This is a genomic window from Natrinema hispanicum (assembly GCF_900111485.1).
GTDB lineage: Archaea > Halobacteriota > Halobacteria > Halobacteriales > Natrialbaceae > Natrinema > Natrinema hispanicum_A.
Genome location: NZ_FOIC01000016.1, coordinates 53,330 through 73,347, shown reverse-complemented (window position 1 = coordinate 73,347; position 20,018 = coordinate 53,330). Strand labels below are relative to the sequence as shown.

21 protein-coding genes and 1 rRNA gene are annotated in these 20,018 nt (G+C 62.4%); 10 read left to right on the top strand and 12 right to left on the bottom strand.

Annotated features, from left to right (window positions below; translation table 11 throughout):
* A 16S ribosomal RNA gene (locus tag BSG09_RS14120) occupies window positions 1–172 on the bottom strand; the annotation flags it as partial.
* A gap of 554 nt (window positions 173–726) precedes the next feature.
* Here BSG09_RS14120 and BSG09_RS14115 point away from each other — a divergent pair.
* Window positions 727–2,022, top strand: a complete 1,296-nt coding sequence (locus BSG09_RS14115) for a glucose-6-phosphate isomerase (RefSeq protein WP_092934202.1) — start codon at window positions 727–729, stop codon at window positions 2,020–2,022.
* Window positions 2,023–2,095: 73 nt separating this feature from the next.
* The gene (locus tag BSG09_RS14110) at window positions 2,096–3,229 is read left to right on the top strand and encodes a CPBP family intramembrane glutamic endopeptidase (protein ID WP_092934200.1); all 1,134 of its coding nucleotides are present in this window, start codon (window positions 2,096–2,098) and stop codon (window positions 3,227–3,229) included.
* Between the two features lie 15 nt (window positions 3,230–3,244).
* Here BSG09_RS14110 and BSG09_RS14105 read toward each other — a convergent pair whose 3' ends face one another.
* A complete protein-coding gene (locus BSG09_RS14105) occupies window positions 3,245–3,703 on the bottom strand; it encodes an NOB1 family endonuclease (RefSeq protein WP_092934198.1) in 459 nt (152 codons plus the stop codon).
* A gap of 4 nt (window positions 3,704–3,707) precedes the next feature.
* Window positions 3,708–3,953 (bottom strand): PRC-barrel domain-containing protein, encoded by a 246-nt coding sequence (locus BSG09_RS14100; protein WP_008009093.1) that lies wholly within the window; start codon window positions 3,951–3,953, stop codon window positions 3,708–3,710.
* 255 nt (window positions 3,954–4,208) lie between these two features.
* Here BSG09_RS14100 and infB point away from each other — a divergent pair, with 255 nt between their 5' ends.
* Complete coding sequence (gene infB / locus BSG09_RS14095) at window positions 4,209–6,008, top strand: translation initiation factor IF-2 (RefSeq protein WP_092934196.1); 1,800 nt, start codon at window positions 4,209–4,211, stop codon at window positions 6,006–6,008.
* Window positions 6,009–6,074: 66 nt separating this feature from the next.
* On the opposite strand, the gene BSG09_RS14090 is transcribed toward infB, so the two are convergent.
* Window positions 6,075–6,452 (bottom strand): cyclophilin-like fold protein, encoded by a 378-nt coding sequence (locus BSG09_RS14090; RefSeq protein WP_092934194.1) that lies wholly within the window; start codon window positions 6,450–6,452, stop codon window positions 6,075–6,077.
* Between the two features lie 130 nt (window positions 6,453–6,582).
* Here BSG09_RS14090 and BSG09_RS14085 point away from each other — a divergent pair, with 130 nt between their 5' ends.
* The 4 genes from BSG09_RS14085 (at window position 6,583) to BSG09_RS14070 (ending at window position 10,024) form a co-directional block, all read left to right on the top strand.
* On the top strand, window positions 6,583–6,933 hold the full coding sequence (locus BSG09_RS14085; protein WP_092934192.1) for a hypothetical protein: 351 nt from the start codon (window positions 6,583–6,585) through the stop codon (window positions 6,931–6,933).
* 165 nt (window positions 6,934–7,098) lie between these two features.
* Window positions 7,099–8,781: a glutamine hydrolyzing CTP synthase gene (pyrG, locus tag BSG09_RS14080; RefSeq protein ID WP_092934190.1), complete on the top strand. Its 1,683-nt coding sequence runs from the start codon at window positions 7,099–7,101 to the stop codon at window positions 8,779–8,781.
* Complete coding sequence (gene guaA / locus BSG09_RS14075; protein WP_092934188.1) at window positions 8,781–9,698, top strand: glutamine-hydrolyzing GMP synthase; 918 nt, start codon at window positions 8,781–8,783, stop codon at window positions 9,696–9,698. The genes pyrG and guaA overlap by 1 nt, the downstream gene beginning before the upstream one ends.
* Window positions 9,695–10,024, top strand: coding sequence for a DUF7126 family protein (locus tag BSG09_RS14070; RefSeq protein WP_092934186.1), 330 nt, complete (start codon window positions 9,695–9,697; stop codon window positions 10,022–10,024). The genes guaA and BSG09_RS14070 overlap by 4 nt, the downstream gene beginning before the upstream one ends.
* 411 nt (window positions 10,025–10,435) lie before the next feature.
* On the opposite strand, the gene BSG09_RS14065 is transcribed toward BSG09_RS14070, so the two are convergent.
* Window positions 10,436–11,161 (bottom strand): 5-formyltetrahydrofolate cyclo-ligase, encoded by a 726-nt coding sequence (locus tag BSG09_RS14065; RefSeq protein WP_092934184.1) that lies wholly within the window; start codon window positions 11,159–11,161, stop codon window positions 10,436–10,438.
* A 135-nt stretch (window positions 11,162–11,296) separates the two neighbouring features.
* Window positions 11,297–11,812, bottom strand: a complete 516-nt coding sequence (locus BSG09_RS14060) for a MogA/MoaB family molybdenum cofactor biosynthesis protein (protein ID WP_092934182.1) — start codon at window positions 11,810–11,812, stop codon at window positions 11,297–11,299.
* Window positions 11,813–11,979: 167 nt separating this feature from the next.
* Here BSG09_RS14060 and BSG09_RS14055 point away from each other — a divergent pair, with 167 nt between their 5' ends.
* Window positions 11,980–13,005 (top strand): zinc-binding dehydrogenase, encoded by a 1,026-nt coding sequence (locus BSG09_RS14055; protein WP_092934180.1) that lies wholly within the window; start codon window positions 11,980–11,982, stop codon window positions 13,003–13,005.
* Window positions 13,006–13,077: 72 nt separating this feature from the next.
* On the top strand, window positions 13,078–13,392 hold the full coding sequence (locus BSG09_RS14050; RefSeq protein ID WP_092934178.1) for a hypothetical protein: 315 nt from the start codon (window positions 13,078–13,080) through the stop codon (window positions 13,390–13,392).
* A 62-nt stretch (window positions 13,393–13,454) separates the two neighbouring features.
* Here BSG09_RS14050 and BSG09_RS14045 read toward each other — a convergent pair whose 3' ends face one another.
* From BSG09_RS14045 to BSG09_RS14035, 3 genes are all read right to left on the bottom strand, one after another.
* Complete coding sequence (locus tag BSG09_RS14045) at window positions 13,455–13,766, bottom strand: DUF7853 family protein (RefSeq protein ID WP_092934176.1); 312 nt, start codon at window positions 13,764–13,766, stop codon at window positions 13,455–13,457.
* Window positions 13,767–13,977: 211 nt separating this feature from the next.
* Complete coding sequence (locus BSG09_RS14040; protein WP_092934174.1) at window positions 13,978–14,538, bottom strand: NUDIX hydrolase; 561 nt, start codon at window positions 14,536–14,538, stop codon at window positions 13,978–13,980.
* A gap of 172 nt (window positions 14,539–14,710) precedes the next feature.
* Window positions 14,711–15,658 (bottom strand): diacylglycerol/lipid kinase family protein, encoded by a 948-nt coding sequence (locus tag BSG09_RS14035; RefSeq protein ID WP_092934213.1) that lies wholly within the window; start codon window positions 15,656–15,658, stop codon window positions 14,711–14,713.
* Between the two features lie 54 nt (window positions 15,659–15,712).
* On the opposite strand from BSG09_RS14035, the gene BSG09_RS14030 reads away from it, so the two are divergent.
* Window positions 15,713–16,420 (top strand): PHP domain-containing protein, encoded by a 708-nt coding sequence (locus BSG09_RS14030; RefSeq protein ID WP_092934172.1) that lies wholly within the window; start codon window positions 15,713–15,715, stop codon window positions 16,418–16,420.
* Window positions 16,421–16,523: 103 nt separating this feature from the next.
* On the opposite strand, the gene BSG09_RS14025 is transcribed toward BSG09_RS14030, so the two are convergent.
* The 3 genes from BSG09_RS14025 to BSG09_RS14015 all read right to left on the bottom strand — a co-directional run bounded on the left by BSG09_RS14025 (window position 16,524) and on the right by BSG09_RS14015 (window position 19,942).
* The gene (locus tag BSG09_RS14025; RefSeq protein ID WP_092934170.1) at window positions 16,524–17,363 is read right to left on the bottom strand and encodes a VOC family protein; all 840 of its coding nucleotides are present in this window, start codon (window positions 17,361–17,363) and stop codon (window positions 16,524–16,526) included.
* A gap of 74 nt (window positions 17,364–17,437) precedes the next feature.
* Window positions 17,438–19,309 (bottom strand): PAS domain-containing sensor histidine kinase, encoded by a 1,872-nt coding sequence (locus BSG09_RS14020; protein WP_092934168.1) that lies wholly within the window; start codon window positions 19,307–19,309, stop codon window positions 17,438–17,440.
* A 219-nt stretch (window positions 19,310–19,528) separates the two neighbouring features.
* Window positions 19,529–19,942 (bottom strand): Lrp/AsnC family transcriptional regulator, encoded by a 414-nt coding sequence (locus tag BSG09_RS14015; RefSeq protein ID WP_008009069.1) that lies wholly within the window; start codon window positions 19,940–19,942, stop codon window positions 19,529–19,531.
* Between the last annotated feature and the right edge of the window lie 76 nt (window positions 19,943–20,018).

Below are 20,018 nucleotides of genomic sequence, written 5' to 3'. Positions count from 1 at the left end.
TCCAGGCTGAGAGCCGTATTCCGGATTAGCCTCAGTTTCCCGAGGTTGGCCGGATCCATAGGGTAGTTTGGCCACGTGTTACTGAGCTATCTGCTACGAGTACAAACTCGTGCAACTAGCATGGCTAAATCGGACTCCAATAGCAATGACCTCCGGCAGGATCAACCGGAATGTAATGCTCTTCCCCAGCGAAGCTGGGGGAGTTGGCGGTGAATGTTAAGATACACTCACACATGGGTCCACACGTTCGCTGACGCAGATCGAATAACCGATCGGGCGTCACCGAACTACCAAGGCTAACATCAGATCCCATCTGTACGGCGGACCGCAGGGGTAGGATCCTCATTTTCTTCCGGACGTATTCGTAGGCCATCGGGGGTACATAACCCCTTCGGACCTGAACCGTCCGAGTCGACGGCGCGTGTCATCCACGCCGCCTCTTTCTTCGTATATAATCACAATCGCCGATCACTACTTAAGGCCTACGAACCAAGACTTCAAAGAGAGAGAATACCATACAGAATGAATGGACAATATTCAGTTCTGGTTGCCAGTAATTCGATAATTCGTTCGGTCTGTATCGATCAAGGGCAGGCATGCAGTCTAACGATTGGTATCTACCATCGATAGCTGAGGACCGAGTCACTGGCAAACGTGACTACTGATTTCAGTTTCGACGGATTCCGTCACGGAACGTCTTTACCCCAGGCGAGCGCGTGCAGAGATATGAACGTCGATATCGGTAATGCGCTTGCATCCGTCGCATCGCCGGGTGTCTCGAGAGAATCGCTCGAGCGACTGGACAACCACGTCGCGGCCGCCCACGAGCGCATCGAGCGCGGAATGGAAAACCAAGCGCATGGCTATGAGGCACTGAATCTCCCGCAGCGAACCGATCCCGACGAGATTCGGGCGGCGGTCGAGCCGATCGCCGACGCCGAGACTCTATTCACCGTCGGTATCGGCGGCAGTTCGCTCGGCGCAGCGACGATCACGAACGCACTCGAGTCGGATACCGAGACGATCTTTCTGGACAACGTCGATCCCGAGTGGATCACGAGCCATCTCGAGCGCGTCTCGCTCGAGAACGCGGCGATCAACGTGGTCTCACGGTCGGGGACGACAGCGGAGACGCTCGCAAACTTCCTCGTTGTGCGTGAGGCCTTCGAATCGGCAGGCGTCGACTGGACCGAGCGAACGATCGTCACGACCGGGGAGTCCGGGCCGCTTCGCGAGCTGGCCGACCGCCACGACCTTCCCGCACTGAAGGTACCCGACGGCGTGCCGGGGCGGTTCTCGGCGCTTTCGGCCGTTGGGATGGTCGCTGCGGCCGTCTGTGGGCATGATCTCGAGGCGTTGCTCGAGGGCGCGGCCGCCGAAGCCGAGACCCTGTCGGGATCGCTGTTCGAGTGCCCAGCCTACGCCTACGGCGCGACGGCGTACGCGTTAGACGAGCGCGGCGCGGGCGTGAACGCGATGATGCCCTACGCAGAGTCGCTCGAGACCTCCGCCGAGTGGTTCGCCCAGTTGTGGGCCGAGAGCCTCGGTAAGGACGACCTCGGACAGACGCCGGTTCGAGCGCTCGGCGTCACCGACCAGCACTCACAGCTCCAACTCTATCGCGCGGGCCCGCGCGACAAACTGGTTACTTTCGTCACGGCACAGGAGGGGACCGACCGACAGATTCCGGATACCGACGTCGCGGAGCTGTCGTATCTGGGTGATGCGACGCTTGGTGAGTTGCTCGAGGCAGAGTTCGAAGCTACGGAAGCGAGTCTTGCGGCTGCCGGTCGGCCGAACGTCCGCATCGAGATCGAACGCGTCGACGAGTACGAACTCGGCGGCTTGCTCTATGGACTGGAAGCCGCCTGCGTGCTCGCGGGTGAACTCTACGGCGTCAACACCTTCGAGCAGCCGGCCGTCGAGTGGGCAAAGAACGCGACGCGTGGATTGCTCGGCGGTGGGGAGTTCGAGGAGGCCGAGGCGGTCGCCGACAAGACCGAGCTCCGAGTCGAACGGTAATCGAGTACAGCACGCGCTCCCCAGTGTCATCCGGTTGCGGTGAGCCTATGGGTCCTCGCACGAACAGTGAGATATGACCGAAACCGCACGGGCCGACGACGCCGGCCCGATCACCGCCAGCGTGATTCCCGGTCTCGGGACCGCCCTTGCGGGGATCACGATGGTCGCCATGCTCGTTCCCGTTCGTCGCGGTGTCGACGATCCGGTTGTCTGGGCTGGCGTTGCGTTCGCCGCTGCCGCTGCCCTCGCCTTTTTGATCCGTCGCCACAGCGATATCGATCAGACGGTCAGCGGCTCGATCGCCGCCGGCTCGAGTATCGCCGTTGTCTTGCTTGCCGGCTACGCGCTGAACCAGGGGACCATGGGTTCGGTATCCCTCCCAACGGTCTCGTCGTCGATACCGGTCGTTTTCGTCGCTTTCGTAACGGCGGGGTTGACTGCCGGCGTCGGCGTCGCGGACTACTTCGGGATCGGCGTGGGTGGATTGAAACGGCGGGGACAACAAGTGGTCGTACTCACCGGTGTCGGCTTCGCTGGCCTCTTTTCCCCCTATCTGACGACGCCAGTGATCGCAATTCCGGTGGTACCGTTTCTCGACTCGTTTTCGGAGGTCCAGCGGACCCTCGCTAATCAGGTCGTCGGCCAGGTCGGCATGGCACTGGGGACGGTGCTCGTGGTTGGTGCCTTCCTCAAGGTAACGGATCGTGACCTGTCGTTCATCGATCTTCGGCGGCCAACGCTGCGAGATATCGTCTGGATTGTCGGCGGTATCATCGTCCTCTTCGGGGTGCTCTACGCGATTTCGTTGTCCATGCAGGCGACCGGTGTCGAAAGCGCAGACCACGCGACGACCCAGAATGCCGAGAAGGCCCCAGAAATGTTGCTGGTGTTGATCCCGCTTGCCATTCTGGTCATTGGCCCGTTCGAGGAGTTGCTCTATCGGAACGTGATCCAGAAGTCGCTGTACGAGACGTTCTCGCGGGCCGGTGCCGTCGTCGTGGCCAGCGTCATCTTCGCTGCCGTTCACGTCCTTGCATACAGCACTGCAGGACTAGGTGCGGTGATCGCCAGTCTTGGTACTATCTTCGGCCTTTCGATCGTTCTCGGCGTGATCTACGAGCGAACGGACAATCTGGTGATGCCGGCGCTGGTCCACGGAATCTACAACGCGGTCGTCTTTACGAATCTCTACTTTCTGGTCGGCTGAGAACAGTAAGTGCGCCTACGAGGGGTTCTTTCGGGCCAGTTCAGACCCGCAGATCGGACAGCGATCCTTCTCTTCGTCGAACTCGCGGCCACAGCCCTGACACTGGAACGTCCAGTGGCGCTGTTCGTCGATCCCCTCACGAGCGATCACTTCGACGTCGACGTTGAGTTTCTCCGCGACGTTTTGCATCGCGTAGTCGTCGGTCACGAGGACGCCGTCGAGTTCGAAACTCGCCGCGATGAGCCGAACGTCGGTTTCCGAAAGGACGTCGAAATCACCGGACTCACGGGCCGCACGCTGGACCTTCTCGGTGGTATCGTCGTTGGGAATGTGGATGTGCATCCCGGAGCCTTCCATCGCGTCGTAGCGATAGGCACTCTCGTCTTTGAGTTCCTCGCGGACGAGCGGGATCGTCGCAGTCTGTTCTGTCGTATGGAAGTCGTGGATAAAAGCCGAGGAGTCGAGAACGTACATACCGTTAGCGCTGGACAACGATGTAGTCTTTGACCGCTTGGACGCGGTTGACGGGAACGAGGAAGTGACCGGCGTCGTCGAGGTCGAAATCGACGGCGCGCCGAGAGATTTCCTCGTCAGGCTCGATGACGAGATCGTTCAGTTTCCCTGATTTGAGATCCATCGTAATGTTGTAGAGCAATCCGAGCTCGGTGCCGTCGGTACCCATGACGGACTTCCCCGAGAGGTTTTCAGCGAGTATATCGCTCATGCATACCTGTACTTACTAATCGGTATTAAAACCATGGAGACGGCCCGAAACAGGGCCATCTCCCAACAGAGAGTCATCAACCATCGAACAGGCGAGTGGCTGTCAGCGACCCACTCGAGTGGTGATAGCTCGAGGCGACCGGCACACCGGACAACTGCCTAGCAGCGGCGGCCACGACTGTCGGAACGGCGATGACGATGGGTTTAACTACGGCGATACGGACGATTTAGGTAAGACCTTCTCGGGTGGTTCATCATGTCGGACACGGATACACGCGACCCCACATCCCTCAGAACGCCGATCGTCGCCGTCCTCGGACACGTCGATCACGGCAAGACAAGTCTCCTCGATAAGATCCGCGGCTCCGCGGTCATCGAGGGCGAAGCAGGCGCGATCACCCAGCATATCGGCGCGACCGCCGTTCCGCTGGATATCATTTCAACGATCGCGGGCGATCTCGTCGACCCGGACGATTTCGACCTCCCTGGCCTCCTCTTTATCGACACGCCGGGGCACCACTCCTTTACCACACTTCGATCCCGTGGGGGCGCGCTGGCCGACATCGCCATCCTCGTCGTCGACGTCAACGACGGCTTCCAGCCACAGACGCTCGAGGCCCTAGATATCCTCAAACGGTCGCAGACACCGTTTATCGTCGCGGCGAACAAGATCGACACCGTTCCCGGCTGGAACGCCCACGAGGACACGCCGATCAACGACACCTACGAGAGCCAGTCCGATCGCGTTCGCCAGCGCTTAGACGAGAGCCTCTACGAGATCATCGGCAACCTCTCGGACGAGGGCTTCTCCGCCGATCTGTACTGGCGCGTCCAGAACTTCCAGCGTAACGTCGGCGTCGTCCCCGTCTCGGCGATGACCGGCGAGGGGGTCCCCGACCTCCTGACTGTCATGATGGGGCTGTCCCAGCGCTACATGAAAGAGGAAATGGAGATCGACGTCGCCGGTCCCGGCGTCGGCACCGTCCTCGAGGTCAAAGAGGAGAAAGGCTTCGGGACGACGATCGACACGGTTCTCTATGACGGGACGATCCGCGCGGACGATCAGATCGTCGTCGGCGGACTGAACGAGCCGATCGTCACCGACGTCCGCGCCTTGCTCCAACCCCGTCCGCTCGCGGAGATCCGCACGGAGAGCCGCTTCGAGAAAGTCGACGAAGTCTCGGCCGCCTCGGGGATCAAGGTCGCCGCACCGGAGCTCGCCGACGCGATGGCCGGCGCACCAGTCCGCGTCGTCCGCGATCGTGACCTCGATCAGGTCATCGACGAAGTGCAGGCTGAACTCGCCGATATCGCCGTCGACACCGCCGAAGAGGGCGTCGTCGTCAAAGCCGACACGCTCGGTAGCCTCGAGGCGATGGCCGACGCCTTGGATGGGGCGGAGGTCCCGATCGTCCGCGCGGAAGTGGGCGACGTCGCCCCGCGGGACGTCTCAGTCGCCTCGACGGCCGAAGACGGCAAACAGAAGGCCATTCTCGGGTTCAACGTCGATGTCCTCGATGACGCCGAACAGCGCGCAGAGATCGAGGACGTGACGATCTTCACTGACGAAGTCATCTACCAGCTCATCGAGGAGTACGAGGAGTACGTCGAGGGGATCGAGAAGGCCCAACAGGACACCATCCTCGAGAACATCACACGGCCCTCCCGGTTCCGGATTCTGCTCGACCATACCTTCCGCCAGAACGACCCCGCGGTCGTCGGCGTCGAGGTCAACGCAGGGACGATCCAGAACAACGCGAACGTCGTCAAGTTCGAGGGCAACGAACCTAACCGCGTCGGCCAGGTCAAGGGGATTCAGGAACAGGGCGAGGACGTCGACGAGGCTCGCGCGGGCAACCGCGTCTCGGTCGCCATCGACGGCCCGACCGTCGGTCGCCAGATCGAGGAGGGCGACGAACTCTGGATCGAGATTCCAGAGAAACACGCGAAGATCTTAGAACAGGAACTCGCCAGCGAGATCCCCGGCGACGAACTCGAGGCGCTGAACATGTATCTCGACAAGCAGCGCAGCCGGGACCCCTTCTGGGGGAAGTAAACGACGATCCGCCGCGTTCCGTTTTTTCTCGCGTTTCGGTCTCGGTTCGGTCGCCACGCTACCCGCTCAGTCGTCCGTTCGCTCGAGTCGAACCCGTGCCCCACCCTCGATCTCTGTAAGCGGCTCGGTATCGGTGACGCGTGCGACGACGTTCACGGGTGAGGTGGCCCGTGGCTCGTCGTCCTCGCTAGCTGGCGTTGGCCCCCAGAAGAGACACAGCACGTTCCCAGTCGGCCAGTAGGCGATCGCACCCTCGGGAACGGCTGCGCGGGCGTTTTCCGCTGGCACATCGATCGGCACGTCGAAATAGAGTTCGTCGCCCCAGCGCGTGGCCTCGCCCGCGACGGGCAGTGCGTCCGCAAGCGCGGCTTTCGTTTCGGGTGCGCCGTCGGTCCAGACGGCCTCGAGTTCGCGGCCGTCGACGGTGACGTGTAGATCGGTCATAGCGGCCCAACGAACGGGATATACTTCTACCCATCTCTCGAGACCACTGTGCGCAGACGCACCCACCGCGCGTTCTCACCTGGCACCTGCCCCGAGAAGCGTTAACCGCGACGGTCGGTCTAGCACGGCCATGCTCGCACAGCTTCGCCAGTACAAACACGAGGAGGTGCAGTTCGACGACAATCGGACGACAGGCGAGTCACAGACCGAAGATACGGTCAACCCGAACGCGGAGGATTACTTCGGCCAGGAGATGGACGACCTCGACGTCGAGACGTGGGACACGGTCGAGTACGAGGGCGATCCAATTCAGCGCCGCGCTCTCACAATCGACGGCGTCATCGCCGTCTCGGTCCCTGACGACTCGCTCGAGGAAGACGAGTCGGCCCTGCCCGGCCACACGATTCAGATTCGGACTGCAGGCGACATCGAGACGATCGCGAACGCCGAGATCGTCGAAATTCAGGACGAGCAACCATAAGCAGCGACAACCACCAAGACCCACGTGACGCTAGCTGGCGGGAGTCGCCGCCGACCGCGAAGCGCAAGTCATCGTTCGGGAGGATCCACTGACGGGGGATGATAACCACTGTCGGTGGCGGTTCGCTCCCGAAATCGTTTTCAAGCGGTCGCGCTCACACTCGGTATGCCGACGGAATCGGACACTCATTATGACCCCTCGCTGGGGAACAAGTTCATCTTCGTCACCGGCGGCGTCATGTCGGGACTCGGAAAGGGGATTACGGCCGCGAGCACGGGCCGACTCCTCAAAAACGCCGGGTTCGACGTCACCGCGGTGAAGATCGACCCGTACCTGAACGTCGACGCGGGAACGATGAATCCCTATCAGCACGGGGAAGTCTACGTCCTAGAGGATGGGGGCGAGGTCGACCTCGACCTGGGGAACTACGAACGGTTCCTCGACATCGACATGACCTCGGACCACAACATCACCACCGGGAAGACTTACCAACACGTCATCGAGAAAGAGCGTGCCGGCGACTATCTCGGGAAGACGGTCCAGATCATTCCCCACATCACCGACGATATCAAACGGCGCACCCGCGAGGCCGCCGAAGGCACCGACGTCTGTATCATCGAAGTCGGTGGCACGGTCGGCGACATCGAGGGGATGCCCTACCTCGAGGCGCTGCGCCAGTTCGCCCACGAGGAACCCGAGGAGAACGTCCTCTTTACGCACGTCACCCTCGTTCCCTATTCGAAAAACGGCGAGCAAAAGACCAAGCCGACCCAGCACAGCGTCAAGGAAGTCCGTTCGATCGGCCTTCAGCCCGACATCATCGTCGGCCGCTGTGAGGACCGGCTCGCCCCCGAGACGAAAGAGAAGATCGCCCTGTTCTGTGACATCCCGACGGAGGCGGTGTTCTCGAACCCGGACGTCGAGGACGTCTATCACGTCCCGCTGATGGTCGAAGAGGAAGGCTTAGATCAGTACGTCTTAGAGCACTTCGGACTCGCCGACGAGGCCCTGCCGGAGGGCGAGCGCGCAAACGAGTGGCGCGAGATCGTCACGACCGAGAAAGAGGACGACGTCGACGTCGCGCTGGTCGGCAAGTACGACCTGGAAGACGCGTACATGTCGATCCACGAGTCGCTCAAACACGCCGGCTTCGAACTCGGTGCCGACGTAAACGTCCACTGGGTATCGGCCGACGAGATGGCTGACGGCCACGACGGCCAACTCGAGGACGTCGACGGTGTCATCGTCCCCGGTGGCTTCGGGATGCGGGGCTCCGAGGGCAAAATCGAGGCCGTTCGCTACGCCCGCGAAAACGACGTGCCGTTCCTGGGACTTTGTCTTGGCTTCCAGATGGCCGTCGTCGAGTACGCCCGGCACGTCCTCGGGCTCGAGGACGCCCACTCTGCGGAGATGCTCGAGGATACGCCACATCCGGTCATCGACATCCTGCCCGAACAGTACGAGGTCGAAGACATGGGCGGGACGATGCGACTGGGCGAGCACACGACCGTGATCGAACCCGAGACGCTGGCCTACGACCTCTACGAGGACACGTCCTGTACCGAGCGCCACCGCCACCGCTACGAGGTCAATCCAGAGTACTTCGATCAGTTCGAAGACGAGCCGCTGACGTTCTCGGGCACTGCGGGCAATCGGATGGAGATCTTAGAACACGAGGATCATCCGTTCTTCCTCGGGACGCAGTTCCACCCCGAATACACGTCCCGCCCCGGACAGCCGAGCCCGCCCTTTGTCGGACTGGTCGAGGCCGTTCTCGAGCAGGCCGGTGAGAGCGAGGCCGACGAGGCAGAGACAGACACCGACACTGAAACAGAGGTAACCCACTGATGGTAGACACTGAGACGTTCGTTCCGGACGCAGTTGCAGAGATCGAAGACGAAATCGGCGACGCACACGCCGTCATCGCCCTCTCGGGCGGTGTCGACTCGTCGGTCGCCGCCGCGTTGGCCTACGAGTCCATCGGCGACCAGCTCACCCCGGTCTACGTCGACACCGGCCTGATGCGGAAAGGCGAGACTGAGCAGATCCGCGAGACGTTCGACTACATGGAGTCGCTGCGGATCGTCGACGCGAAAGACCGCTTCCTCGAGGCCCTCGCGGGCGTCACCGACCCCGAAGAAAAGCGCGAGATCATCGGCGAGCAGTTCATCCGCGAGTTCGAGCGCGAAGCGAAAGACGCCGATGCTGACTACCTCGTCCAGGGGACGATCTACCCCGACCGCATCGAGAGCGAGGGCGGAATCAAGTCCCACCACAACGTCGGTGGCCTCCCCGAAGTCGTCGACTTCGAGGGCATCGTCGAACCCGTCCGCGACCTCTACAAAGACGAGGTTCGGGAGGTCGCCCGCCACCTCGGCTTAGACGAGATCGTCGCCGAGCGGATGCCGTTCCCCGGTCCCGGCCTCGCCGTGCGCGTCATCGGCGAAGTCACCGAAGAGAAACTCGAGGTCGCCCGCCACGCGTGTCACGTCGTCGAAGAAGAACTCGAGGAGTACGAGCCGTGGCAGGCGCTTGCGGCCGTTATCGGCAAAGCGACGGGTGTCAAAGGCGACAACCGCGTCCACGGCTGGGTCGTCTCCGTGCGCTCGGTCGAGTCCCGTGATGGCATGACCGCTCGCGCCCAGGAGATCGACTGGGACACCCTCCAGCGGATCCAATCTCGGATCACCGGCCAGAACGACAACGTCGCCCGCGTCGTCTACGACGTGACCCACAAACCGCCCGCGACCATCGAGTACGAATGAGCACGACGACTGCGATCGTCGCCGGCCCCGACGACGACGGCATTGCCCCGGCGCTCGAGGCCGCGGGCGTCGACGTGACCCGTCTTGACGGCGTCATCACGCGACCCCAGCTCGAGGAGGCTGGCATCGTCGCGGCCGAGCTGTACGTCCTGACCGATGTCGGCCAGGCGACGACGATTCCGATCGCCTGCGATCTCAACGATGAGCTTCGAACCGTCGTCTACGCTCGCGATACGATCCCGGAGTTCATCAAGGGACAGCTCGACCTCGCGATCGATCCGCAGCTGATGGACGCAAGCGTCGTCGCCGACGAACTGATCGACTAACCCCCACCACCCTGTGCTGACGACGCACAGAGACGACCGACACCGACCATCCCTCCGTTTTCGGGTCGAATTCAGATTTACCGTGGATAAACGTTCTCGAAGCCGAGAGAGGCAGTCTAAATCCGATTTAAATTTGGCGGAACTCGGCGTAAGACCCGTATACCATCACCCCCGTTCAAGTGGGAGTCGCTGGTAGCCGCGTGTGGAGGTCGACGGGCAGACCCCACCGATGGCACCCACCACCTGCTCCCGCGACTTCCAGCAACCCCACCACAGCACCCTTCCCCACCACTGCCAATCGATTCTTTGTGACGCGGGCCCGCCCCACCGGCTCGCGTCACACCCTGCGGTTTTAGTATTCGAGACACAATCTCGGTCAGGAATACGTCGACCGTCCACTCCGACAGTGAGTTATGGGTCTCGAGCGTCCACCGCGTCCTCCTCGAGTCGCCGTAGCACCGGAATTTCGTCGCGCCGCTCGTCATCGAGCAGGTCCCAGTCGAGCCCGGCCGGCTGGTCGCTGCCCTCGGGTCGCACCAGTCGTTCAGGCGTGACGACGAGATCCATCGCAACGTCGTGGGCCGCAAGCGAGACGGCCTCGTCGATGAGCTGCCGGTCGTGGACCGTCGTCGCAACCGGCGTTGTCTCGTCGACCAGCCCGAGTTCCCGGAGAACGGCGTACTCGAGGTCGCTGTACCCCTCGCCCTTGCCGATGCGACCGCCGTCCTTTGTGACCGCGACGCTACCGGAGACGATCAGGTCGACGCGGTCGATCTCGTCCGGGCCGAGCTGCTCGCCGTGTGTCGACGACCCCGAGACCGTCGTCGCCGCGTCGTAGTCCTCGAGTTCGTCGGGATCGAGTTTCAGGAAGCACTTCTCGTCGCGAAGGCGGGGAACCGCCATGTAGACCGTCTTTCCATCGCGCAACGCGCGCCGTCTCACGGGGAGTTGTGGCGCGTCGGGGTTTGCTTTGATCGTCGTCGCTGACTCCCATTCCGGTTGTGCGGCCAGCCGGTCGGCGGCCTCGCTCGCTCCGGCGAAGTTCGGAATCCGGCCGTGGGGTGGGAACGGAAAGCGGGCGACGCCGCTTTCCTCGAGGTCGTTCCACACGCGTTCGCGAAGCGCCTGTTTTTCCATGTTCTCCCCGTGGTGGCTCGGCCCTATAGTAGCAACTGAATGGAAGAACACACCCCTCTCAGCTCTTGCAGCCAAGTACGCACCGACGGCCACGACGGCCAGCGCGATGATCGCATCACCCGCCGTCGGCGACTGTCACTCCTCGTCGGTGTCGGTCCCGCCGTTCGCGAGCGTTGCAAGTCGCTGTGCCTCGGGGACGATGATCGACTCACAAGCGATCCGTATGGCCTCACAATCATTGGGGAGACAGAAGATCGGGACTCCCTCGGAGATACCGCCCAAGGCGCGGCTCGAGACGATGCCGGTCCCCCGCTCATCGTAGGAGAGGGCATGAAAGAGATCGAGAAACGCCGGAAGGTCTTTGTCGAGCAACGGCCGAACCGCCTCGAGGGTCGCATCCCGCGGTTCGACACCCGTGCCGCCGGTTGTGACGACGATGTCCGCATCGTCGCGGTCGACGAGCCGCGACACTTTCGACTGAACGTTGTCGTGGTCCCGCTGGATCAGTTCCCGCGTCACGATCTCGTGGCCTGCCGTCTCGAAGGCTGCCACGATCGCTTCGCCCGCGTCGTCTTCCTCGAGCGAGGAGTCCGACGAGACCGTGACGACAGCCGCGCCGACCACATCGGGCTCGTCTGTCGAGTCACTCATGGGTCGTGGTTGGGACGCTGACGTGAAAAACGGTCCCCGTCGATTACATCCCACAGTCAGCGATCGGACCAGTCGCGCCCGCAGTGATTTCGTCAATTGACGTACCCTGGTTCGACGTGCTTGCCCCTTCCATCACGATTTTATATAGCCTGTTCGTTGAGAGCACTATGCAAGCAGTCAAGATCACGGAACACGGCGACAGGGATGTCATCGAGTACGGCGAGTACCCCGACCCTGAGATCGATCGGGACGAGGTACTGGTCGACATCAAGGCGGCCGCGCTCAACCATCTGGACATCTGGACCCGCCGTGGCATGCCGGGAATCGACCTCGAGATGCCCCACATTCCGGGCAGTGACGGGGCCGGCGTCGTCGAAGAGGTCGGCGAGGACGTCACCCGGTTCGAGGAAGGCGACCACGTCGCAGTCTCGGCTGGTGTCGGTGATCTCCGGATGGACGACCCGACGCTCGACCCGCGCTTCCACATCATCGGCGAGCACGTCACCGGCGTTCACTCCGAGTACGCCGCGGTCCCCGAAGACAACCTGATCCCCGTCCCCGAGCACGTCGACTGGGAGGTCGCCGGCTCGGCCTCACTGGTCTTCCAGACCGCCTGGCGGATGCTCATCGAGCGTGCTGAGCTCAAAGCCGGCGAATCCGTACTGGTCCTCGGTGCAAGCGGCGGCGTCGGCCACGCTGCGCTCCAGATCGCCGACTACGCGGGTGCGGAGGTGTACGCGACCGGCAGCAGCGAAGAGAAGCTCGAGTACGCCGAAGAACACGGTGCAGACCACGTCTGTAACTACGAAGAGGAGGACTTCGCCGACTGGGTGCTCTCGGAAACCGGCGGCCGCGGGGTCGACGTCGTCGTCGAACACGTCGGCGCGCCTACCTGGCAGGACTCGCTGAAGAGTCTGACCAAGGGCGGCCGACTCGTCACCTGCGGTGGCACCGGCGGTGGCAACCCCGAGACGGACATTCCGCGCATCTTCTGGAACCAACTCGAGATCATCGGCTCGACGATGGCCACGCCTGACCAGGTCGACGACGTGCTAGAACTCGTCTGGGACGGCACCTTCGAGCCCGCGATCCGCGAGGTCCTGCCGATGAGCGAGACCGCCCGCGCCCACGAGATCATCGAGAACCGGGAAGGATTCGGCAAGGTCGTCGTCCGACCGGACAGCGAGCTGTAGCCGATTACGGGCCGGCCACGCCCGGGTGCCGGAACCGTGAGGGCTTTCACGACGCGCTCGATACGTCCGATAGTGACCTCGAGCGACGACGGCGGCTACGTCCACGATCCAGCGGCGTTCGACGCAAACGGTGAAGAGGGGGCCGAGGAGCCAGCCGGCGGTGGCGGAGGTCTCGAGCCGACCCACCCCGATGCGGTCGACCGGGAGTTCGACTGGCGCGGCTGGCTTCTCATCGGCGTTATCGTCTTTGCATTTGTCATCGCTCCAGTTGCGATCTATCTGGTCCCACCCGGTGGAGAGGGATACCGGTTCGCGTTGCTGATTCTACCGCTTGCGCCAGCCGTTTTGCTCGCGATTACGGCCGTCTGGGCGACGACTCGGCCCTGAGATAGCGACGGCTCGCTGGCGCTGTATAATCGACTGCAAAAAACCGACCTGTGACCGTCTGGTCAGTCGGTACGAACGTCCTCGAGTCGCGCAAGCACGGTCGTGGCGTCACTGACGTCTCTTGCTGGTGTCTCCTCACGGTTGACGTACGTCGCCAGCGTGTCATAGAGCCGGTCGGCTTGCGACCCGGTGAGCCGCTCCGTGTCGCCGTCGGCTTCGATCGTCTCGAGTACCTCGAGTGTCCACTCTGGTGGTTTCTCATCGGCGTCGAGGGCCGCGTCGAGGTGGTTCGAGAGCGCGTGATGGGCGACCCATTGCTCGTCTCTGGAGAGCGTGACTTCGTACGTCTCGGTTTCCGGTGGTGAGGAGCTCATTTCGTCACACGGGACCTGTTTCGTCGGTCCTCAGACAACGCTACGAACAGGAACGTAATAAGCCTTGTTACCGTACCCCATAGTTGCAGCGTAATCGTATTTTTACCGGGACAGCAGTCGCTGCAGCGACACGGCGTTTCGAGACCCATGTCGGGGACACCAAGGGCAAGGCGATCAGTACGATCGCAAGCGCGCTACCGACCGACGATACCTACCGGACGTCCCGGCGCATGGCGATCTCGAACCACGGACAGAGCCGAAGCTGTCGGTACCACTCCGGATGCGAGTGGAGTCGTTCGTAGGGAACCCACATCAGTCCGGCAACCTCTGTCTCGTCGGGCTCGAGGCTGCGATCAGTCAGTGTTAGCTGCAAAACGGCACAGACCTCGTGTTCGACGCCCTCGTTTTCGAAGTAGCGTTTGTACTCAAAGCGATCGGTCAGCCGCAGGTCGTCGTACTGGTCGGGCGTGATTCCGAGCTCTTCCTCGAGTCGCTGTCGGGTCGCTTCCTCCTGGCTCTGGCCCGCGACAGGGTGGGAGGCGACGGTGCCGTCCCAGTAGGTCCCCCAGAGGCGTTTCTCCGGCGCTCGCTGGGCAAGCAAGATGTTGCCCTCGCCGTCGAAGACCAGCGAGGTGAACGCGCGATGGCGGATTCCGTCGCCTGTATGGGCGTCCAGCCGGTTGACGAGCTCGATTTCGTTGTCGTCGGCGTCGACGGCAATCACGTCTTGCCCGGCGTTCTCGTGTTGGACGTCCTCCTGTGGCGTGCTCATAGAACCACAATTACGTCGACTCGTAAAACCAGTATCGCCTCATGAAGTCGGGTCACCGCGATACGCGAACGCACCGCGACTGCTCGAGGGTCACACAGTCCGACCGACACTCGAGGTCACATCAATCGCATGACGGTCGTACGATCGAGTGTCCACTGTCGATCATCGGTCGTTAGAATATCCCAGTATCCGGGTCGGATTGATAGTTCTCGCCGACGGCGATCTGGAGCGTCCGCGGGACCGTCTCGAGGCGCAGCGAGTGGGCCTCGAGTATCTCGCCGTCGAGGCTGTATGTAATCGCATCCCGATTGCTCTCGATCACGAGCGACGGGGCGCGCCGACGAACGACGTAGTTGCTATCGCGTCCCAACAGCCGCTGGAGAGCCGCATCGCTGAGCAGGTTCATCGCCGCGGCGTCCTCGACGATCGTTACCTCGAGCAGCCCATCCTCGACGTTGGCTTGTGCCGTTCGAGCGCCAGTGAACCGTCGACAGTTTCCGATGAGAACGAACATGGCCCGGCCGTCCCAGGCTTGTGACCGGTTCCCGTTCGATCCTGAAGCCGTCTCCACCTGGAGCGGCAGCGAGTCGAACGACCCCATCGTCGCGAGCATACTTTTGACATATGCGAGCACGCCCAGATTCGCCTTGCTCTCTGACTCCGTCTTGCTGCTTGCTTCGGCGGTAATGCCGCCGACACAGGAGTTGACGAAGATCTGATCGTTCGCAGTGCCGAGATCGATCCAGCGCCGTCGTCCCTCCTCGATCACCCGAAACGCGTGGTTGATCCCTTGGATTCCGATATTCGTCGCGAAGTTATTGCCCGTCCCTGCGGGGACCACGGCGACTGTCGTCGTCTCGAGTTCGTTCGCGGCGGCGATCCCGTTAACCACTTTGTTCACCGTGCCATCGCCGCCGCCTGCCGCGATCAGGCCGGCATCGGGTGCAGCGTCGCGGGCGAACCGTTTCGCGTCGCCGCGTTTCTCGGTTTTTCGGACATCGAAGTCATGCTCGGTCCCCAGTTCGACCACGGTGTCGACGTGGGATTGACTGCCGCTGACGGGGTTGAGGATGAGCACGCGGCCATCGACGCGACCGCCGGCTGTCCCCTCCGGGCACATGATCTGGAACACGCCAGCCGAGGGCAAAAGGGCCTCGCTGGCGTATGCGTTCCCGTGTATACCGTCGATTTGCACGCACACACGCGGTTCTTTCATGGCTATCGGAGGCTCGGCGATCGGTTCGACCCGCTGGGCGTCCGTCTACTCACCGGAATGGCTGACCGGCGCGGCCTCGACGGGGTCGCGACAACGAATCACGATTACTACACGCCATTGACGCCGACTGGACCCGTCGAACTCATCCCGGGGATCGAAATCACGACCGACCGCGGCCACGTCCTCGTCGTCGGCCCCGACCCGCCCGCAGAGACGAAGCCGGGGGCGCTCTCCCCGGCGGACGCAGTCGCACTGGCACACGATCGCGGCTGTGCCGCGATCGTTGCGCACCCGTTTCGAAACAGTTCCGTCCGAGAACTCGAGGGGATCCTGTTCGATGCGATCGAAGTCAATGGAAAACATCCCCGTTCACGGCCGCTCGTCGAGGAGCTAGCAGACGACCGTGGGCTGCCGCTGGTTGGCGGGAGCGATGCTCACTATCCGTTCGAGGTGGGCCGGGCGTACACGGTTATCGAGGCTGACCGGCTCACGCCCGAGACAGTCGTTGCTGCGATCCGTGACGGACGGGTCCAGGCACGCGTTTGCCGGACGGGATTCGATCGGCTCCTCCGGCGAGGATATCGGAAAATCCATCGCCACAAAGAGGAACTCGACACGCACACGGGGCAGACGCCCGGTGTCGGGAGCCCACCGGATGAGAACTGAGCGCGTCGTCCAATCCGACCCGGTTGGCCGTCAGTGCCGGCGTCTCCGCGACCGTCATGCAGTGACGCTCGGAGACGGAATCGACCGACAGTCGGACCGGCGACTACACCGCACGGACTCGGATCGTGATCCCGTCCGGATCGCTGAGTTCGATTCCTTCGTCCCAGTCACTGACCGTGATGTCGGCGTCCTCGAGTCGCCGTCGAACCGTCGTGAGCGTCTCGTCGTCCGAGACGACGACCTCGAACCACGCCAGTCCACGCCCGCCTGCCGGCTGTGACCGACCGTGCCACGTGTTCACGCCGAGATGGTGATGATAGTCGCCGGCTGCCAGGAACAATGCCGACTGTGCCTCGGTCTGGACGGTCAGTCCCAGCGTGTCGACGTAGAACTCGCGTGCTGCCTCGAGTGAGGTCGCCTCTAGATGGAGGTGTCCGACCGTCGTGCCGGGCGGTGCGCCAGCGCTGCCGTCGGACTGGGAAGCGACATCATCGAGGTCGAGCGGAACGGTCCCGATCTCGACCGTCCCGTCTGCTGCGCGTGGCCACTCCTCCCGTGGCCGATCCGTATAGATTTCGACGCCGTTGCCTTCGGGATCGGTCAGATACAGCGCTTCGCTCACGTAGTGGTCCGATGCACCATCGACGTGCCAGCGGTCGCGAATCCGCTCGAGTGCAGCCCCCAACGCAGCGCGTGAGGGGACCTTGAACGCGGTGTGGAACAGTCCTGCCTGCGCCCGTCCGCGAGGCGAGACGTCTTCGGCACGGTTCAAGACGAGCAACGGTGTCTCATCGACACCGAGTGTCGCCACCGTCGCACGTCGCGTCTGTACCGTGAGGCCGACGACGTCTCGATAGAAGTCGATCATCTCGTCGAGATCCGAAACGAGCAGTGCAGTACGACCGATGCGTGCGGTCTCTGGAATGACCGGCGTGTCCGTCATACACGACGTTGGTGCGTTTGCTATGTGTGTCTTTGCGGACAGGCACTTTACTAGGTGACACCGAAGTTATCAGATTACGTTGTGCCTGCCGGAACACGGAGCGTAACGACACTGCCCCGCGGATCGTTGTCCGTGATCCGCATCTCGCCGCCGAAGCTCTTGGCGATCCAGTAGATGTGCCACAGCTCGAGGCCGGTCCCGTGGACGAGTTGTGTCTCTGCTTCGCGTTCAACCATCGGTCGTTCCTGTGGCGGAATCCCCGGCCCGTTGTCGGCGATGGAAACGTCGACCCAGTCGCCCGTGTCGGGTCCGTCGACCGGGGTCGCGCTGACGGTGATCTCGGGCACTGCCCGATCGGTGTGGGTGATGGCGTTGTCGACGGCCGTCCGGATCGCCGTCTCGAGTCGGTCGTCGGCCTGGGCCGTGACGGGGTCGGGTGCGGTCACCGTGATGTCTGTGTCCGGATAGTCGTCGTCGAAGTCAGTCGCCAGCCCCAAGAGCATCGCACCGACGTCACAGGTGGCATCGGGATGGCGGTCACGCTGGAACAGGTCCCGCACGGCCGCGGCGTTGTCGCTAATCTTGCACAACTCGGCGGCTTGTTCTTCGATCGCAGTCAGCGCCTCGTCTCGCTCGTCGTCGGTGAGATTTCGGAGCCGCGTTGCGTTCCCTTGGATGACGTTCACCCCGTTTCGGATGTTGTGTCGCAGAATCCGGTTGAGCACGTTGAGTCGTTGTTCGCGCAGTCGTTGTTCGGTGACATCGGACTCGATCGCGACGAAATGCGTTATTGCATCGTTGTCATCGGTAATCGGCGCGATCGTCTGCTCGACGTGGTACAGTTCCCCGGATTTCCGGCGGTTTATGAGTTCGTGTTCCCAGACCTCGCCCGAGCAGATCGTCTCCCACAGCGTCTCGTAAAACGTCGCGTCGTGTTTGCCCGATTTGACCAGCCGTGGATTCCGACCGACAGCTTCCGTGTGGGAATAGCCACTGTCTCGCTCGTAGGCCGGATTGACGTACTCGATCGTTCCCTCGCGGTCCGTGATTACGATCCCGTGACCGGCCTGTTCGACCGCCTTCTGAAAGAGCTGAAGCTCCTGTTCGCGTTCCCTTCGCGCCGTCACGTCTCTGACAGCGCCGCGTAACGCGACGACCTCATCGCCATCGGCGACCGGCTCGCCGACAGTGTGGACCCATCGTTCGTTCCCCGCAGCGGTGATGATTCGCAGTACCACGTCGTATGGCTCGCCGCCGTCTCGACACGTCTCGACGAACGAGCGAATTCGGTCCCGGTTGGCAGGGTGATAGAACTCGAGTGCCTCGGACAGCGTCGGGTCGTATCCAGCATCGACCTCGAATATCTCGCGTGTCCCATCGGTCCACCGGAGGTCGTTCGACCGCAAATCGAGTTCCCACCCACCGACGGCCGCGAGCTGCTCCGCTTTCTCGAGGAGATCGCGACTCCGTGTAAGTTCACGTTCTGTTCGCGTTTGCGCGGTGACGTCACGAACGATCCCGACGAGCTGCTCGACTGTTCCGTTTTCGACAGTCGGCGTCAGTTTCGTCTCGAGCGTGCGTTCGCCGGCGGGAAGCGACAGCGTCGTCTCGTCGTCGATCGTCGCCGCCTGTTCGACGCATGCGTCGTATCGCTCAGTGACGGCAGCCGCCGTTTCTGTGCTGAAGATCTCGGCCGGTGTCCGTCCACGGATCTCCGTGTCGGTCAGGCCGGTGATCGTCTCGTAGGCGGGATTGACGCGTCGATATCGGTACGTGCGATCGTCAGCCGTTCGATCGACATCGAGGAGCAAAACGGCGTCCTCGACGGTGTCGAATATTGTTTCGTACTCCTCGAGCGTCGTCGAACGCTCCTGATCCGACCGTGTCCAGCGATCGGAGGACACTGCCGAGTCGGGTTGCTCGGCAGGCTTCTCCCCAGTAGTCATTAGTTGTGAATGTGAAACCAACTCGAAAAAGGAATCGAGGTTTTCCAACGCACTGAGAATACCGACGTACTCCGGACCCCAGACTCCTAGCCAGCAGTCACGACGACGCCGGTCGCAGACATGCGGCCATCGCCTGTGTGAGGACGGCCGCGAATTCGCCCGGCGTCACGTCGTTTTGTGCGGCAGTATCAGGTCGCTCAAGTCGACCCAAGACCACGCTTACCCGAGTTCTTCATCTAAGATCAGCCGCGTCTTCGTGCTGACAACCTCGTCCTGATCCCGGGCCTTCGTAATGAGATCGTTGACCCCGCGCGTGTCCGCGGCGTCGACGACGAGGACGATGTCCTGCTCGCCCGAGACCATCCAGACGAAGTCGACCTCGTCCCACTCCGCCATCCGCTCGGAGACCCCCTTGGTATCGACGTCGACCGCGACGCTGATCTCGAGCATCGCTTGGACGTTCCCCGTCCGAGTCGAGATGGTAAAGCGCTCGATGACGTCGTCGTCCATCATTCGTTCGACACGGTTGCGCACGGTCCCCTCGCTCGTCCCGACCTCGTCTGCGATCTCCGTATACGGCGTTCGGGCGTCACGCCGGAGAATATCGAGGATCTGTCGGTCCAGGTCGTCCATAGAGATGCGTACCTATACTCGACGTGCACTTACCGATTACGAAAATCGTAACTGAGCTTCGAAGACAACACTTATG